13 protein-coding genes, 17 tRNA genes and 1 rRNA gene are annotated in these 15,911 nt (G+C 50.0%); 27 read left to right on the plus strand and 4 right to left on the minus strand.

Going from position 1 to position 15,911, the window contains the following annotated elements; all coding sequences use genetic code 11:
• The 27 genes from V4U84_RS26175 to V4U84_RS26305 all read left to right on the plus strand — a co-directional run.
• Positions 1–124 (plus strand): 23S ribosomal RNA (locus tag V4U84_RS26175); the annotation flags it as partial.
• A 118-nt stretch (positions 125–242) separates the two neighbouring features.
• Positions 243–318: transfer RNA gene (locus V4U84_RS26180), tRNA-Asn, on the plus strand.
• Between the two features lie 3 nt (positions 319–321).
• Positions 322–413: transfer RNA gene (locus V4U84_RS26185), tRNA-Ser, on the plus strand.
• A 24-nt stretch (positions 414–437) separates the two neighbouring features.
• Positions 438–512: transfer RNA gene (locus V4U84_RS26190), tRNA-Glu, on the plus strand.
• 61 nt (positions 513–573) lie between these two features.
• Positions 574–649: transfer RNA gene (locus V4U84_RS26195), tRNA-Val, on the plus strand.
• 21 nt (positions 650–670) lie between these two features.
• Positions 671–744: transfer RNA gene (locus V4U84_RS26200), tRNA-Met, on the plus strand.
• Positions 745–775: 31 nt separating this feature from the next.
• A tRNA-Asp gene (locus V4U84_RS26205) sits at positions 776–852 on the plus strand.
• 86 nt (positions 853–938) lie between these two features.
• Positions 939–1,014: transfer RNA gene (locus V4U84_RS26210), tRNA-Phe, on the plus strand.
• Positions 1,015–1,036: 22 nt separating this feature from the next.
• Positions 1,037–1,112, plus strand: a tRNA-Thr gene (locus V4U84_RS26215).
• A 3-nt stretch (positions 1,113–1,115) separates the two neighbouring features.
• A tRNA-Tyr gene (locus V4U84_RS26220) sits at positions 1,116–1,201 on the plus strand.
• 7 nt (positions 1,202–1,208) lie between these two features.
• Positions 1,209–1,282 (plus strand) — tRNA-Trp (locus V4U84_RS26225).
• A gap of 26 nt (positions 1,283–1,308) precedes the next feature.
• Positions 1,309–1,384: transfer RNA gene (locus tag V4U84_RS26230), tRNA-His, on the plus strand.
• Positions 1,385–1,405: 21 nt separating this feature from the next.
• Positions 1,406–1,480 (plus strand) — tRNA-Gln (locus tag V4U84_RS26235).
• Between the two features lie 5 nt (positions 1,481–1,485).
• Positions 1,486–1,560: transfer RNA gene (locus V4U84_RS26240), tRNA-Gly, on the plus strand.
• Between the two features lie 11 nt (positions 1,561–1,571).
• A tRNA-Cys gene (locus tag V4U84_RS26245) sits at positions 1,572–1,645 on the plus strand.
• A gap of 12 nt (positions 1,646–1,657) precedes the next feature.
• Positions 1,658–1,743, plus strand: a tRNA-Leu gene (locus V4U84_RS26250).
• Positions 1,744–1,754: 11 nt separating this feature from the next.
• Positions 1,755–1,831, plus strand: a tRNA-Arg gene (locus V4U84_RS26255).
• 28 nt (positions 1,832–1,859) lie between these two features.
• A tRNA-Leu gene (locus V4U84_RS26260) sits at positions 1,860–1,939 on the plus strand.
• 681 nt (positions 1,940–2,620) lie between these two features.
• The gene (locus V4U84_RS26265) at positions 2,621–3,130 is read left to right on the plus strand and encodes a MarR family transcriptional regulator (protein WP_334076145.1); all 510 of its coding nucleotides are present in this window, start codon (positions 2,621–2,623) and stop codon (positions 3,128–3,130) included.
• On the plus strand, positions 3,111–3,890 hold the full coding sequence (gene sufC / locus V4U84_RS26270) for a Fe-S cluster assembly ATPase SufC (protein ID WP_334076146.1): 780 nt from the start codon (positions 3,111–3,113) through the stop codon (positions 3,888–3,890). Before V4U84_RS26265 ends, sufC begins: the two co-directional genes overlap by 20 nt.
• A gap of 47 nt (positions 3,891–3,937) precedes the next feature.
• Positions 3,938–5,221: a Fe-S cluster assembly protein SufD gene (gene sufD / locus V4U84_RS26275; protein ID WP_334076172.1), complete on the plus strand. Its 1,284-nt coding sequence runs from the start codon at positions 3,938–3,940 to the stop codon at positions 5,219–5,221.
• A gap of 42 nt (positions 5,222–5,263) precedes the next feature.
• Positions 5,264–6,661 (plus strand): Fe-S cluster assembly protein SufB, encoded by a 1,398-nt coding sequence (sufB, locus tag V4U84_RS26280; protein WP_334076147.1) that lies wholly within the window; start codon positions 5,264–5,266, stop codon positions 6,659–6,661.
• Between the two features lie 56 nt (positions 6,662–6,717).
• On the plus strand, positions 6,718–6,930 hold the full coding sequence (locus tag V4U84_RS26285; protein WP_334076148.1) for a hypothetical protein: 213 nt from the start codon (positions 6,718–6,720) through the stop codon (positions 6,928–6,930).
• Between the two features lie 48 nt (positions 6,931–6,978).
• Complete coding sequence (locus tag V4U84_RS26290) at positions 6,979–7,218, plus strand: NifU family protein (protein WP_334076149.1); 240 nt, start codon at positions 6,979–6,981, stop codon at positions 7,216–7,218.
• Positions 7,219–7,354: 136 nt separating this feature from the next.
• Positions 7,355–7,834: a nucleoside deaminase gene (locus V4U84_RS26295; protein WP_334076150.1), complete on the plus strand. Its 480-nt coding sequence runs from the start codon at positions 7,355–7,357 to the stop codon at positions 7,832–7,834.
• Positions 7,835–8,095: 261 nt separating this feature from the next.
• A complete protein-coding gene (locus V4U84_RS26300; protein WP_334076151.1) occupies positions 8,096–9,325 on the plus strand; it encodes a GntR family transcriptional regulator in 1,230 nt (409 codons plus the stop codon).
• Positions 9,326–9,585: 260 nt separating this feature from the next.
• Positions 9,586–12,642 (plus strand): alpha-mannosidase, encoded by a 3,057-nt coding sequence (locus tag V4U84_RS26305; protein WP_334078212.1) that lies wholly within the window; start codon positions 9,586–9,588, stop codon positions 12,640–12,642.
• A gap of 103 nt (positions 12,643–12,745) precedes the next feature.
• Here V4U84_RS26305 and V4U84_RS26310 read toward each other — a convergent pair whose 3' ends face one another.
• From V4U84_RS26310 to V4U84_RS26325, 4 genes are all read right to left on the minus strand, one after another.
• Positions 12,746–13,609: a YitT family protein gene (locus V4U84_RS26310; RefSeq protein WP_334078213.1), complete on the minus strand. Its 864-nt coding sequence runs from the start codon at positions 13,607–13,609 to the stop codon at positions 12,746–12,748.
• A 36-nt stretch (positions 13,610–13,645) separates the two neighbouring features.
• Entirely contained in the window at positions 13,646–14,887 is a 1,242-nt protein-coding gene (locus V4U84_RS26315) for a cation:proton antiporter (RefSeq protein WP_334078214.1), read from the minus strand.
• Positions 14,888–15,382: a cation:proton antiporter regulatory subunit gene (locus V4U84_RS26320; protein ID WP_334076155.1), complete on the minus strand. Its 495-nt coding sequence runs from the start codon at positions 15,380–15,382 to the stop codon at positions 14,888–14,890.
• Between the two features lie 103 nt (positions 15,383–15,485).
• Entirely contained in the window at positions 15,486–15,839 is a 354-nt protein-coding gene (locus tag V4U84_RS26325) for a hypothetical protein (protein ID WP_334078215.1), read from the minus strand.
• Positions 15,840–15,911 lie beyond the last annotated feature (72 nt).

Genomic DNA, 15,911 nt, shown 5'->3' on the forward strand with positions numbered 1-15,911 from the left:
CCCCCTCAAGATGAGATTTCCCAATTAGTAAGACCCCTTGAAGACGACGAGGTTGATAGGCCTGGGGTGGAAGTGCAGCAATGCATGGAGCTGACAGGTACTAATCGGTCGAGGGCTTATCCAAAAACAACTCCAAAAAGTGGCGTCAGGCTGAACAAGCCGATCTGAGCACTTGAGGAGACTAAAACGCAAAGCACGTTTCGTATCCAGTTTTCAGGTGATCAACCTGAAATGAATTATATTCCCTGATAGCTCAGTTGGTAGAGCACTCGACTGTTAATCGAGTTGTCACAGGTTCGAGTCCTGTTCGGGGAGCCATATGGAGAGGTGTCCGAGTTGGCCGAAGGAGCACGATTGGAAATCGTGTAGGCGTCACAAGCGTCTCGAGGGTTCGAATCCCTCTCTCTCCGCCATAATTATTCTAGCAATTGTAACATGGCCCGTTGGTCAAGGGGTTAAGACACCTCCCTTTCACGGAGGTAACAGGGGTTCGAATCCCCTACGGGTCACCATTTAACAAAAGACTTGATCTTATAAAGCTAAGTATGTTATAATAAGATTTGTGTTTCCCATGGAGGCTTAGCTCAGCTGGGAGAGCATCTGCCTTACAAGCAGAGGGTCGGGGGTTCGATCCCCTCAGCCTCCACCATATAATCTAATTTTTTACTGACGCGGGGTGGAGCAGCCCGGTAGCTCGTCGGGCTCATAACCCGAAGGCCGCAGGTTCAAATCCTGCCCCCGCAATTATCCCATCATTGGGATGCATTTCTAGTGTGGAGCCGTGGTGTAGAGGCCTAACATGCCTGCCTGTCACGCAGGAGACCGCGGGTTCGAATCCCGTCGGCTCCGCCATTTATTTTTTCGAAGGAAACTGTTCCTGTTATCGCCGCTGAATTACTATCGGCGTAGGTGGAAAGGTTTCGCAATCTTTTCAATACGGCTCGGTAGCTCAGTCGGTAGAGCAGAGGACTGAAAATCCTCGTGTCGGCGGTTCGATTCCGTCCCGAGCCACCATTGACAATTAAATGAAATAATTGCCGGTGTAGCTCAATTGGTAGAGCAACTGACTTGTAATCAGTAGGTTGGGGGTTCAAGTCCTCTCGCCGGCACCACGTGGAGGCTTAGCGAAGTGGCCAAACGCAGCAGACTGTAAATCTGTTCTCTGACGAGTTCGGTGGTTCGAATCCATCAGCCTCCACCAGTTATAAAGGGGCATAGTTTAAAGGTAGAACAAAGGTCTCCAAAACCTTTGGTGTGGGTTCAATTCCTGCTGCCCCTGCCAGCTTCAAGAATTAAATATTTTATATGGCGGTCGTGGCGAAGGGGTTAACGCACCGGATTGTGGCTCCGGCATTCGTGGGTTCAAGTCCCATCGATCGCCCCATTTTTATCTAAAAAAACTTGTTGGGGATTAGCCAAGCGGTAAGGCAACGGACTTTGACTCCGTCATCCATAGGTTCGAATCCTATATCCCCAGCCATTTAAGCGGACGTGGCTCAGCGGTAGAGCATCGCCTTGCCAAGGCGAGGGTCGCGGGTTCGATTCCCGTCGTCCGCTCCATTTTTATATATGGCGCCATAGCCAAGTGGTAAGGCACAGCTCTGCAAAAGCTTTATCCCCAGTTCGAATCTGGGTGGCGCCTCCATTTCTTTAATAAGCGGGAGTGGCGGAATCGGCAGACGCACAGGACTTAAAATCCTGCGGTAGGTGACTACCGTACCAGTTCAAGTCTGGTCTTCCGCACTTTTGATTGAGTGCCCTTAGCTCAGCTGGATAGAGCGTTTGACTACGAATCAAAAGGTCAGGAGTTCGAATCTCTTAGGGCACGCCATTATAATTGTATATTATGTTTATAATATGCCGGTGTGGCGGAATTGGCAGACGCGCGCGACTCAAAATCGTGAGGGAAACCGTGGGGGTTCGAGTCCCTTCACCGGCATTGCAGAAGAGTTCATGAAATTGTGTAAAATTTCATGAACTCTTTTTATATTTTATGGAAACTACTTCAAAGTTCCGCTCCGCATTTCAAGCAGTAAGGCCTCTACATTCTTTTTATTCCCCTTTACGGAAAGTCCAGTGGGACCCCATTTAGGATTACGCTTTCCTTCCTTATTCTTTGCAGTTTAAAACCATGTAAAAATAATTCAATCTTTGTCCAACAAGCAGAAACTTGTGCTTCTTTTTACAAAAAGTGAGCGAAATAGAGGGCAATGTCATCAAGTTTAGGTGTAAGCCAAAAAATGAAGAACAGGAGCAGGTTATCGTATAGATAGCCCGCTCTTTTTTAGTAGAAAAATGAAAATAGAAATTGACCATGTGGGGCGAAGCCCTTGAAAAAAGAGGAGATTACGGCCCATGAATGACTACGCGAAGGTGCTGAAAGAAACGAAACGGATAAGTCCCGGATCACGGAGGTGAGATCCAACAGGTCGGAAAAGCAGCATAAGACGAATAAACCAATGAAAAGCGACTCCAGAATTTCGTCTTATCTAATTAGTTGATATTGATAATCATTATCAATTGTGCTAAAATGGTTTTGTTTATTACTAAACAAAAAAGCAACCTATTCCTGACACTAGATTTGGTATGCAACGACTACAAAAGAGGGGAGATTGGGCAATTGGAGTTTAAACGTCATCTTTACGAGCGGTATTTAAAAATACTGCATCTGAATGAGTTGTATACTGAGCATGAAATTAACATGTTTCGGCAACAAGCCAGAAAGCACCAGATTGATATGCTTTCTAACAATATTACTAGTGTACACGTTATTGATTGCATTGGTGATTATGAACCAATAAATCATACCAGAATTGTGGGGAAAATGGATTTATCCAAAGCAAGCATTACTAATATTTGTTCAAAGCTGCTGGAAACGGGCTTTATTATGAGAAGTCAGCTGAACAACAATCGTAAGGAGATTTATTTTAGCTTAACGGATAAGGGAAGACACGTTTATCATTTGCATAAAAAGCTGCATCAAGAAAAAGAAGAGGGTTTCTACCGATTTATTGAATCCTATTCAGAGGCTGAGTTACAGACTATCGGAAAATTTATGAATGATTTGTTGGTGCGTGCCGAAGAACACTACGGAAGGGAAGTATGGGAGAATGACGACCTTAAAGATTGAGGAATTAAGAAGCAAGATTGAAGGGAAAGAAATTTTAAAAGGGCTCACATTGGAGATTCATGGCGGAGAGATTCATGCGATTATGGGACCTAATGGGACGGGAAAAAGTACGTTGGCTTCGGCCTTAATGGGCCATCCCAAATATGAGGTTACGGACGGCAAGGTGACATTGGACAATGAGGATCTTCTGGAGATGGAAGTGGATGAGCGTGCCCGGGCGGGCTTGTTTCTCGCGATGCAATACCCTAGTGAAATTGCCGGCGTAACGAACTCGGACTATCTCAGAAGTGCGATCAATGCACGGCGTGAAGAAGGCGAGGAGATATCCTTAATCCGTTTTATCCGTGAAATGGAGAACAAAATGAAAGGGCTGGAGATGAATCCGGAATTCGCGCATCGTTATTTGAATGAGGGATTTTCCGGCGGTGAAAAAAAGCGGAATGAGATTTTGCAAATGATGCTGCTTGAACCCAAGTTTGTGATTTTGGATGAAGTAGATTCCGGGCTTGATATTGATGCACTGCGTATTGTGGCTAATGGTGTAAATGAGATGCGCAGCCCGGATAGAGGCTTTTTAATCATCACGCACTATCAACGTCTGTTGAATTATATTACCCCGGATTTTGTGCATGTCATGATGCAGGGCCGGATTGTCAAATCTGGCGGTCCGGAGCTTGCCCACCGTTTGGAGGCAGAAGGGTACGATTGGGTGAAAGAGGAGCTTGGGATTACGGATGAGACGGTAGGCGAGGAAGTTTAAAAGCTGAAGAGGAGGAAAAGCAAGTGGGGATACAAGCAAAAATTTCAATGAATGCGAACGCTTTGCGCGCTTGGTCAAGTGCTAAGGATGAACCTCGTTGGCTGCTTGAACGCCGGATGCGGGCACTCGAGCTGGCAGGGACGCTGGAGCTGCCTAAAGTGGAGAAAATCAAACTTGAAAAATGGGATATCTACGAAGGAGGAGATTACAAAGCTGAGAATGCGTGGTCAGGTTTAGCAGATGCGCCGGAGGTTGTTCGAGGTTTGGTTGCTTCTCCAGTGAATGGCGGATTAATCGTTCAGTTCAATTCGGATGTAGTGTATACGGAATTGTCCAAGGGCTTAGCCGCCCAGGGAGTCATTTTAACGGACCTGCATACTGCGGCAAAAGAGCATGAGGCGTTGGTTCAACGTTATCTCTTTCAGGCAGTGAAGCCGGAAGAGCATAGTTTATCTGCTGCACACAGCGCCTTATGGAGTGGTGGCGTTTTTCTATATGTCCCGGACGGTGTCGAGGTTGAAGCGCCCATTCAAGCGATCTTTCTTAACGATACAAGTGGGGTGCGTTTTGCTCCTCACATCTTAATTGTGGCCGGGAGCAACAGCAAGCTCGTTTATGTGGATAATTGTGTATCCAGCGGGGATGATGTCAAGGTATTGCATAACGGTGTGGTGGAGGTTTTTGCGGGAGCGGGCTCAAAGGTACAAGTGGCTTCGGTTCATCAGCTTGCTGCAGCAACAACAGATTTCACCCAGCGGCGGGCGGTCGTTCTTGCGGATGGCGGTGTGGAATGGATTATTGGTGAGATGAACAATGGTTATAGCGCCAGCGATACGAAGACTTTGCTTCAAGGCAGCGGGTCGGTCTCCGACAGTAAGGTGATTGCGATTGGCACGGGCAATCAAAAATCGAGCTATACAACTCAAGCCCGGCATTTTGGCAGAAGCTCGGTGAGCCAGATGATTACGCGTGCAGTCATGCTTGAAGAAGCTACGGCCATTATCAATGGTATTACAAAGATTGAAAAAGGTGCAACCCATTGTGATGGTAAGCAAACAGAACGCGTGCTTATGTTAAGTCCTAAAGCGCGCGGCGATGCCAATCCGATCCTGCTGATCGATGAGGATGATGTAACCGCAGGTCATGCCGCATCCGTGGGGCAAGTAAATGCGGAACAAATCTATTATCTGATGTCGCGCGGGATATCACGGAGTGAAGCTGAATATCTTGTTATTTTCGGATTTCTCGCCCCTGTCATTTCAGAGATCCCGCTGGAGGGAGTTCGCAGCCGACTGCAAGATTTAGTGGAGAGCAAGCTCGACAGATCATAGCAAATCAAAATGAGTCTTGAGAGGTTAAAAGGAGTGATACTAATGGCTAAAAAAGCGCCGGATATGGGTGAATATAAATATGGGTTTCGCGACGAGCACCAGTCTATTTTTCAATCCGGAAAAGGCCTGACTGAAGAGATTGTCCAGGAAATTTCCCGAATCAAGGAAGAGCCGGAGTGGATGCTCGATTTTCGGCTGAAAGCTTTGAAACAATTCTACAAAATGCCGATGCCTCAATGGGGAGCGGATTTGGCCGGGCTAAATCTTGATGACATCCAATATTACGTTCGTCCTTCTGAAAAACAGGGGAAAACCTGGGAGGAAGTTCCTTCCGAGATCAAAGCAACCTTTGACAAGCTGGGGATTCCTGAAGCGGAGCAAAAGTTCCTGGCGGGCGTATCCGCTCAATACGAGTCGGAAGTCATCTATCACAGTATGCAGAAAGAACTGGAGGATCAGGGCGTTATTTTCCTTGATACGGATACTGCATTAAAGCAATACCCCGAAGTATTTAAGCAATATTTTGGAACGATTATCCCTCCCGCCGACAATAAATTTGCGGCGCTTAACAGTGCGGTTTGGTCAGGCGGCAGCTTTGTATACATTCCGAGGGGCGTTCAGTGTGAGGTTCCTATACAAGGGTATTTTCGTATTAATTCTGAAAATATGGGCCAATTCGAGCGGACATTAATTATTGCCGAAGAGGGTAGTTTTGTCCATTACGTTGAAGGATGCACAGCACCTATTTATAGTACCAGTTCTCTGCATAGCGGAGTTATTGAAATTATTTGCCGGAAAGATTCCCGTGTCCGTTACACGACAGTTCAGAATTGGGCTCCTAATATCTACAACTTGGTAACCCAAAGGGCTGTGGCCGAGGAAAACGCCACAATGGAATGGGTGGACGGCAACATCGGCTCCAAGGTAACGATGAAGTATCCGGCTGTAATATTGAAAGGACGGGGAGCAAAAGGGTCCATCTTGTCTATTGCTGTAGCCGGTAAAGATCAGCATCAGGATGCCGGCGCGAAGGTCATTCACCTTGCTCCCGAGACAACATCTACGATTATATCCAAATCCATCAGTAAACAGGGCGGCAAAGTAAACTACCGGGGGTTGTCCAGCTTCAGCCGCGATTCCGCAGGGTCCAAGTCCAATATTAAGTGTGATACGTTGATTTTGGACAATCTCTCAACATCAGACACAATTCCGTACAATGAAATTAAAAATGATCAGATTACTTTGGAGCACGAGGCAACAGTATCTAAGGTATCCGAGGAACAATTATTTTACTTAATGAGTCGCGGACTTACGGAGCAAGAGGCCACACAAATGATTGTAATGGGCTTTATTGAGCCGTTTACCAAAGAATTGCCGATGGAATATGCCGTTGAAATGAATCGGCTAATTCAATTTGAGATGGAAGGAAGCATCGGTTGATATATTAATTTAACAATCAAGCGTTTTACTTTTTAGGAGGCATGGGGTGTGTTTTAATGAAGAAAAATAACTCAGACATCTCAGAATTAGAGCAAATTACTCGAGAGAAAAAGAAAATTCAGTTTTATCTTAATATGCTCTTAGGACTGAGTGCAAGTTGTGGTGTGATGATACCTATAGTTCCAATTTATACGATTTTAATGGAACTTTCAGATCAAGAGGCCTCTCTAATTGAAAAGTCAAAGGATCAATCAGAACATTCAGAATGAAAAAAGCACGAATGGAATGTGGGTAAAACAATGAGAGGAGCTGGCATTATGGAGAATAACGGGATTTTGTTCGGCGAAGTATCGGAAGTACTTCTCAAACTACGTCCTTTCTTATTGCGTGACGGGGGAGATGCTGAATTGGTCGAGGTTGAGAACGGTATAGCCAAATTAAGATTTTTGGGAGCCTGCAACGGTTGCCCAAGTGCGACGATTACATTAAAGGCCGCCATTGAACGCGCAATCCTTGAGGAAATCGATGGTATTAAAGAGGTTGTACAAGTATTCTAAATTCCCTTTTTAACTGATGTGAACATAATTGCTGAATGCCAAATGAGTAAGCTTATTTAATTTTACGTTTGTCATTTTCCGAAGAAAGAGGATATAATAACGGGGATGCAAGAGATTTTAAAAGGAGCACGACAACATGGCTGAAAAAGATCATTCATACTGGATGGAACTCGCGATCCGGGAGGCGCATGAAAATGTGCTGAATGCCGAGGGAGGGCCTTTTGGCGCCATTGTGGTGAAAGACGGAAAAATTATCGGCACCGGCCGGAATTCGGTCACAAGTTTGAAGGACCCGACCGCGCATGCGGAAGTCCAGGCAATCCGGGAGGCGTGTCGTCACTTAAATGATTTTCAACTGAAGGGCTGCACTGTCTATACAAGCTGTGAGCCATGCCCGATGTGCATAGGCGCGATCTACTGGTCCCGTCCGGATGCCGTCTATTTCGCCGGTACTCAGGAGGAGGCCGCTCGGATCGGATTTGACGATCAGTTTATTTATGAGCAGATCGCTCAGCCGATGGAGAAGCGGTTCATCCCGATGCAGCAGGTTGCCACCCCAAACCGGCTGCTTCCGTTTGAGGCCTGGAGTTCCTCCATCAAGAAGGTTGAATATTAATTAAGAGGTTTTTACAAAACAGCCCGCTCGTTGTCCATATTGGGAATGAGAAGGCTGTTTTTTTTGTCGTTTAAAATAGTGGACCGCCCGATAGCGATCGTCCCAGAGGTTCCGCATTTTATGCTGGTTATATAGGATTAGATGCTCCACTATCCGACTAGCGCTTGAATCCCTCCTCCTTTTTGGCACTTTACTCATTTGACTAAATGACATAAATGATATAATTTTGAGTTATGAGAGACGAACGTTAGGAGAGGGACTATGCATAATGAGCGCATGCCTTTATATTTGAAAATCCAAGAGCATTTTAAGGATCTTATTCTGAAGGGGCAGTTAAGGGAGAATGATAAGATTCCTTCGGAAAAAGAGTTGATGAAGGAATTTCAGGTAAGCCGTATCACCGTGGCGAATGCCTTGATGCAGTTGGCCAAAGAGGGATGGATCTACCGGATTCCCGGCCGGGGGAGTTTTGTTAGCGAAGCGATTGGCGAATTAATCTCGGAGCATCGGCCGGAGTCGGGACTTGGAGGCGAAGGAGAGATGGCGCCGCCGAAAGGAGCCGGATTCTCAGGCCACTATTCGCTCCCGAACGATCGTAGCGTTTCGGTCATGACCGGGGGAAGAGGGGTGATCGGATTTGTCATACCTCATCTGGTCGATTATTTTGGAATTCGGCTGATTCAGGGAATTACGGAAGCGATTGAAGACAGCCCGTACAGCCTGCAAATCGTATTGACTTATAACTCGATTGAACGGGAGAAAGAGGCGATCAACGATCTGATTCGGAAAGGTGCCGCCGGTCTAATAATATTTCCGTGCGATGCCGAAACCTACAACGAAGAGATTCTGTCCTTAAAGTTGGGCGGATTCCCGTTCGTATTGGTGGACCGGTATCTGCCGGGAGTAGCCACGAATATCGCCCGCAGCGACGGACGGGTCGGCGGACAAATGGCGGTGGATTATTTATGGGGATTGGGGCATCGGGATATAGCGATTTGCTCGGATTCACCGCTGCCGACCATTACGGTGGAAGACCGGATAAACGGGTATATGGAGGCGCTGAAGCAAAAGGGGGCAATGATCAATCCGGCGCTGATTTTGACTGATTTTAGTGTCGACTACGGAGGTCTCGATAAGAGGCATCCGCTGTACAGATTTATCAAGAACCGGATTGCCACCGCCTATATCACCTTGAACGGCCGGCTTGGCATGTACGTTAATTCCCTCTGCTCGGAACTAGGATTGCGGGTGCCGGGGGAGGTATCCATTTTGACGTTCGACGATCCATCCCCGGGATTGTACGGAACGGAGCATTTCTCGCATATTTCTCAGTCCGAGCTGGAAATGGGCCGGGAGGCGGCCCGCATTTTGCTGAATATGCTGGAGGACGGCGGGAGCAAGGACCCGGATTCGGGTTATACCCAAGTCATCCTGCAACCGCAGTTGATTGAGCGCAAGACGACTGGACCGGTTTCCCAGCACAGGTCGTAGCTCTGAACGAATGAGGAGCCAAGAAAAAACACTTGCCGACAGCGCTTTGGCAGGTGTTTTTTTGACTAAAACTAGAGATAAATGATATATCCAATTCCTTGACTTAAATGACATAGTAAAATATATTTAATAATACAAATGACTTACCCAGATCAATCAAGCGGATTCTGCAGGTGAGGAAGAAGGCAAAACGGCAGAATAGAGAGCAGGGTCCGAAATAACTCCTTAAAAAATTCAATGAGTGAAAAGAGTGATTGGGAATGCCGTATGAAACTAATCAGATCATGCTGCAAAAGGCGAAACAAAAATTAACGGCCCTGCAACATGCCGTTTACCGGCCGGTCTCGGCCTTGCGGGTGACCGCATGGGTAACTGCGGAACCGGTGCCCTATGTGGATCGGATGACCGGACAACGCGTCGATCTGCGGCCGGGGGACAAATGGGGAGAATTATGGGACTGTGCATGGTTTCATTTTCAGGGCACCGTTCCCCGGGAACTGGCCGGACAAAAGGTGGTCCTTCTGATCGATGTCAACGGGGAGCTGTGCCTGGTTGACGCGGAAAGCACGCCGAGGCAGGGATTGACCAACATCAATTCCGAATTCGATTTCAGCCTCGGTCTGCCCGGAAAACGGGTAGTCGATGTCGCTTCCCCTGCCGCGGGCGGCGAAGTGATCGATATCTGGGCGGACGGAGGAAACAATGATCTGTTCGGCAGATTTCGCGGCGGTACGCTCAAGGAAGCGGAAATTGCCGTTTGCCGGGAGCCGGTCCGGGAGCTTTACTACGATTTTGAGGTCTTGATCGAGCTGGCCGAGCAATTGCCGGAAGCCAGCTCGAGACGGGCTCAAATCGTTCAAAGCTTGTATGAAGCCGCCAATATGCTGGCGGTCATCGAGGAAGAGACCGTCCGCCGGGCCAAAGCGAGAATCGCCCCGCAGCTGGCCAAGCGCGGCGGGGACCCTACCGTCACGGTGAGCGCGATTGGCCATGCCCATATCGACCTGGCCTGGCTATGGCCGATCCGGGAAACGATCCGCAAGGGGGCGCGGACCTTTTCGACCGTACTCCGCAATATGGAGAAGTACCCCGATTATGTGTTTGGCGCCAGCCAGCCGCAATTATACGCCTGGATGAAGGAGCATTATCCGAAATTATACGCCCAGGTGAAGGAGCGAATACGCGAAGGTCGTTGGGAAGCGCAAGGGGCGATGTGGGTCGAACCGGACACCAACATTTCCGGCGGCGAAGCGTTGGTGAGGCAGCTCCTCTACGGCAAGCGCTTTTTCCGGGAGGAATTCGGGCAGGACATGAAGGTGCTATGGCTGCCGGATGTGTTCGGCTATACCGGAAGTCTGCCGCAACTGCTGCGAAAATCCGGGGTCGATTACATGATGACGCAGAAACTGTCCTGGAGCGTATACAACGCGCATCCGCACCACAGCTTCTTGTGGGAAGGCATCGACGGTACGCGGGTGCTGACCCATCTGCCTCCCGAAGACACGTACAACAGTCCGGCCGCGCCGAGATCGCTGATGAAGATCGAGCAGCGGTATCTGGACAAAGGCGTATCCGGGCACGCGCTGATGCTGTTTGGCATCGGCGATGGCGGCGGAGGTCCGGGGGAGGAGCATTTGGAGCGTCTGGCACGGGAACAGGATCTGCTGGGCCTGCCGCCGGTCATCCAGGAATCTTCCCTGGCGTTCTTTCGGCGATTGGAGCGGGAAGCGGATCGATTCAAAACCTACAAGGGTGAGCTGTACCTGGAGAAACATCAGGGTACGCTAACCAGCCAGGCCCGCAACAAATGGTATAACCGCAAGCTGGAAAAAGCGCTCCGCGAGCTGGAATTCGCAGCTTCCCTAGCCTGGGCGCTGACCGGAGCCGCGTACCCCGCGGAGCGGCTGGAGCGGATCTGGAAGGAAACGCTGCTGTACCAGTTCCACGACATTCTGCCCGGTTCCTCGATTACGCGAGTGTTTGAGGAGTCGTTGGCCCGGTATGCCGAGCTGTACCGGGAGGTCGAGGCGATGCTGGACGAAACCTACGGCGAAATTGCCGGATTTATTACCGAACCGGGCCGGCCCGTGCTGTTCAACTCCCTGCCCTGGGAGCGCGAGGATTGGGTGCAATGGGAGAATGAATGGCACAAGGTGAGCGTCCCGGCTATGGGGTATCTTCCTCTGGAAGTTGCGCTCATCCCAACGGCGGAAGAAAAACAGGCCGTGTCCGCGTTAAGGGCTGCCGACCGCCTACTGGAAAATGACAGGCTGTCGATTCGTTTCGCGGAAGATGGAAGTCTGCAATCCGTATATGACAAACAATGCGGACGGGAGGCTCTAGAACAGGGCGGCAGCGGGAATCTGCTGACGGTATACCACGATGGCGGGGATGCGTGGGATTTCCCCCGGGATTATCGCGAGATGAAGGCCGGACGGATGAAGCTCGAAAAAGCAGCAGCCTATATTGACGGCCCCCGGGCCATTATGGAGCAAGACTACCGTTTCGGGGAATCGACGCTCCGGCAAAAAGTCATCCTTTATGAAGGCGGAAGCACCGTGATTTTCGAAACGGTAGCCGATTGGCGGGAAACGGGCAAAATGCTGCGCGCATCTTTCCCTTTAAACGTCGTCAGCGACCAGGTCAACTGCGAAATTCAATTCGGTCACCTGAAGCGTCCGACCACCCGGAACACGATGCTGCAGATGGCCCAGGACGAAATCTGCGCCCATCATTATATCGATCTCTCCCAGCCCGATTACGGGGTGGCGCTGCTCAACGACTGCAAGTACGGACATAGCGCGGAACGAAATATCGTCGATATCAACCTGCTGCGCAGTCCGTCCTACCCGGATGAAACGGCGGACCGGGCCCGGCACCGATTTACGTACGCCCTGTACCCGCATCAAGGGGATTTTATCCGGGCGGAGGTGTACAAAAAGGGCTATGAGCTGAATATCCCGCTGCGCATCGTGCAAGCGCCGGCGATGGGTGAAGGAACGGCAGCGTCAGGGCCGCAACGTTCAGCCGTACCATTTTTGCGGCTTCATGCCGAGAATGTCATGGTGGAAGCCATTAAAAAGGCGGAGGACAGCGACCATCTCGTCTTGAGATTATATGAAACGGCGGGAACCGCTGCCGGCGGTAAGCTGGTCCTGGGATTCGACTGCCGCGCGATCGAGGAGACGGATTTGATGGAGGAACCGCTCCGGGTTCTTCGGGAAAACAGCCGGGAATTGGACTTGGACTTTACTCCGTTTGAGATCAAAACCATCCGTGTAGAACCAGCAAGGAAGGGTCAAGGCCTCAAAAAGTAAGCGGCCCTTTCCTTCGCGGATAAAAAAAGAGCCGCAGGTCAAATGGCCTGCGGCTCCCGTTCGTGGGTGGTGCAACGTCATCGGTGCGGCTGGTGTTTGGTTGTCAAGGCTTCACGGTGATTTCGCCATCCGGATCGCCGTCTTTGACAAGAGCCCTCAGACGAGGGAGCTCCAGGGAGTGACATTGGCATTCCAAATAGTTAAGCCTATGCTCGAACTGTTTTTCCCCGTTTTGCTCCTTGGTCATAACGGCCTCGCGGTTCAAGTAAAGCATCAGCCGCTTCTGGATCTCGGCGGGACGGCTCGTCTTGATCCGCACCTGAACTCGCAGGCGGATTCCGTGCAGCGGGATCTTCACCGACTCGTAGGCAAGGATATAGGCGGTTACCGAGTAAACGGCCTGATCGAAACCGAAGTGAAAACCGGCGGCCAGCAGTATGGTGCAATTCAGCAGTAGTCTTATGCCCTCGGAAGGGAAAAGTTTCCGCTGCGTCTGGGGCAAGCTCTTCGCGGCCTGCCCGGCCGTATCCAAGGCTCCGCCGAAGCGGAGGGCAAAGCCCAGCCCCAATCCCAGGCAAAGTCCGCCGAGCAGAGCCGCCGGCAGCGGGTCGCTCATTAAAGCGGGGTAGGGATGCAGGGCCAGCGTCCCTAGCGAAAATACAAGCAGCCCGCAAACAGTGAACAGGCCGAACGGGGCGTCGATATTTTTGCGTTCCAGCAGAATCAGCGGCAAATTCAGTAGGAAAAGGAATAGCCCCAATTTCATTTCGGCGGTTAAAGCGAGCAGAACGGATAACCCGGTCATTCCGCCCACGACGATGCCATGCGGCATCAGAAACAGCTCCAGCCCCGCGGCGGCGAGAATAGCTCCGGCCATCACGCCGAAAAACCGGGTGTATGGCGGGCTCCAAGGCTTCCGGAAGCGTCGGGGCTTGACGGCTGAATCGGTGGTGAGTTTGGCTCTCAAGCTCACTCCCCCTCTCAGGGCTCGTAAGACCCGATATTAAGAGTGCTCCTCCTGCAGCGGTTTATTTTGTGCAAGACGTTTCCGGTATCGCTGCTCAAATTTGAACACTTTATCCAAAACCTTCAATACCCATTTGCTTTCTTTTGCCATCAACGGACCCAAAATCGCCAAAATCAGAACGTACAACGCGGCGAAAGGCTGCAAAATCGCCATAAGCCCTCCGGCTTTGCCGAGATTGACCAGAATGATCGAGAACTCCCCGCGGCCCATAATCGTCAGGCCGATATTGATGGACGCTTTTGGCGATAACCCGGCTTTGCGGCCCGCGATCATCCCCGCCGTAATATTTCCGATCAAGGTCAGGATAACGGCAGCCAACGAATACCAGACGGCCCCGCCCAATTGCAGCGGGTCGATGGACAGACCGAAGCTGAAGAAGAAGACGGCTCCGAAAAAGTCGCGAAACGGGATCACGAATTTCTCGATACGTTTGACATGCTCGGTTTCGGCAAGTACCAGGCCGAGCAGAAGAGCGCCGATCGCTTCGGCGACATGGATGGTTTCGGAAAATCCGGCGATCAGGAACAGGCCGGCGAAAATGACGAGTATAAACAATTCGTTGGACCGAATGTTCAGTACGCGGTTTAACAGAGGAACGAGTTTTCGTCCGACAAACAGGAGCAACAGCATGTAGCCGAGCGAAATAGCCGTGGACAAGAAGATATCGCTAAATTCCGTCGATCCGCTGAGGATCAGACCCGACAGAACAGAAATATAAAGCGCAAGGACGACATCTTCGAACATGGTAATTCCCAAGACCATCTCCGTTTCGGAATTGGCGGTTCTCTTGAGATCGACCAGCACTTTGGCGACGATGGCACTGGAGGAGAAGGTGGTAATACCGGCAATCAGCAGGATTTCTTTAAGGGGAAAGGCGGAGATAACACCAAACAGGAGGCCGAGCGAAAAGTTAATTCCAATGTATATCGCTCCGCCCATGACAATTGATTTGCCGGATTTGATCAATCGGCTGACCGAGAATTCCAGTCCCAGGTAAAAGAGCAGGAAGAGAACGCCGATGCGGCCCATAAAATCGATAAACGAGGCGCTTTCAATAAATCTGAAATCCAGATGGCCGATTTCCATGGCATGAGGCCCTACGACCATCCCGATTATAATGTAAAAAGGAATAACGGATAGACGAAGTTTTGCGGAGATCAGTCCGGCGGCCGCGATCAAAGCGACCGCCAGGCCGATCTCAAGCACGATATGATCCATTCAACCACTTCCATTCAATAGAATATGTCTGATTTGTTGTTGGTGCAGACGTTCGCCGATCACGACAACGAGGGCGTCGGCTGTCAGCATCAGGTCCGGTCCCGGATTGACGTGTTTTTTCTGGTTTTTTTCGATCACCGCGATAATCGTCGCGCCGGAGCGTTGACGAATGCGCAGTTCGCCGATCGTTTTGCCGATCGCCTTATAATTCGGCTCCAAGCGGTACCATTCAATGATCAGGTCGCCCAAGGCGACTTCGATATTTTCCAAGGCGGTTGGCTGATAGGTAACGCCGCCGATAATTGCGGACACGTATCTGGCTTCATCATCGTCCAAAGTGACCATGGAGATGCTGTCGTCCGGATTCTCTTCATCAAAATGATAGATTTCGCGTCGGCCGTCATCATGAATGATGATCGTCAGCTTTTCACCGCTGCGCGTTTGAATTACGAATTTTTTACCTATGCCTGGTAATTCGGTTTCTTTGAGATTCATGAGTTTCAAGCCTCCAGTGTTCAGGTAGTATCCCTTACCGGGATGGAATGTTTGAGGAATAGACCGACACGATTCCCGTATAGGGTTGCGGCGGACGGGCGGATTATGCCACGTACTTACTCGTAAATTTAATCGGCCTAAGCAGGATACGCTTTTTAAACAAGTAAAAAAGCGGGCGGAACGGTACCTTGGGCATCGCAAGCAGCAGGAGCACACAGACGCAAACCGCTGAAATTGTGAGCGGGGCCCTGTCCATGAACTGCTTGCCGGAATGACCCGAATTCAGCCGCAAAATAACTTTCGGGGATTTCGCGGCTTGCCTCGTTTCATAAGCTTCTCTTTCGGTACCCGCTTCCGCTTCCGGAGCCGAAGAAAAAACAGGGAGGGACAGCATCATAAAGACGGCGAGCAAAACGACGGCCAGTGTACCGGCGACGGTCTTGATTCGCAGCTTCATGAGTAATCCCTCCCTTGGTTTGAAAGTTACTTACCTAAAAGGATAGCACACTATGCCTTTGATCTCAAAGGA

The sequence above is a fragment of the Paenibacillus sanfengchensis genome (assembly GCF_036864765.1).
Classification (GTDB): Bacteria; Bacillota; Bacilli; order Paenibacillales; family Paenibacillaceae; genus Fontibacillus; species Fontibacillus sanfengchensis.

Coding starts and splice junctions, on each gene's coding strand:
- sufC (WP_334076146.1), top strand. CDS start 3,111: ATGACGACCTTAAAGATTGAGGAATTAAGAAGCAAGATTGAAGGGAAA.
- sufD (WP_334076172.1), top strand. CDS start 3,938: ATGAATGCGAACGCTTTGCGCGCTTGGTCAAGTGCTAAGGATGAACCT.
- sufB (WP_334076147.1), top strand. CDS start 5,264: ATGGCTAAAAAAGCGCCGGATATGGGTGAATATAAATATGGGTTTCGC.
- V4U84_RS26285 (WP_334076148.1), top strand. CDS start 6,718: ATGAAGAAAAATAACTCAGACATCTCAGAATTAGAGCAAATTACTCGA.
- V4U84_RS26290 (WP_334076149.1), top strand. CDS start 6,979: ATGGAGAATAACGGGATTTTGTTCGGCGAAGTATCGGAAGTACTTCTC.
- V4U84_RS26295 (WP_334076150.1), top strand. CDS start 7,355: ATGGCTGAAAAAGATCATTCATACTGGATGGAACTCGCGATCCGGGAG.
- V4U84_RS26300 (WP_334076151.1), top strand. CDS start 8,096: ATGCATAATGAGCGCATGCCTTTATATTTGAAAATCCAAGAGCATTTT.
- V4U84_RS26305 (WP_334078212.1), top strand. CDS start 9,586: ATGCCGTATGAAACTAATCAGATCATGCTGCAAAAGGCGAAACAAAAA.
- V4U84_RS26315 (WP_334078214.1), bottom strand. CDS start 14,887: ATGGATCATATCGTGCTTGAGATCGGCCTGGCGGTCGCTTTGATCGCG.
- V4U84_RS26320 (WP_334076155.1), bottom strand. CDS start 15,382: ATGAATCTCAAAGAAACCGAATTACCAGGCATAGGTAAAAAATTCGTA.
- V4U84_RS26325 (WP_334078215.1), bottom strand. CDS start 15,839: ATGAAGCTGCGAATCAAGACCGTCGCCGGTACACTGGCCGTCGTTTTG.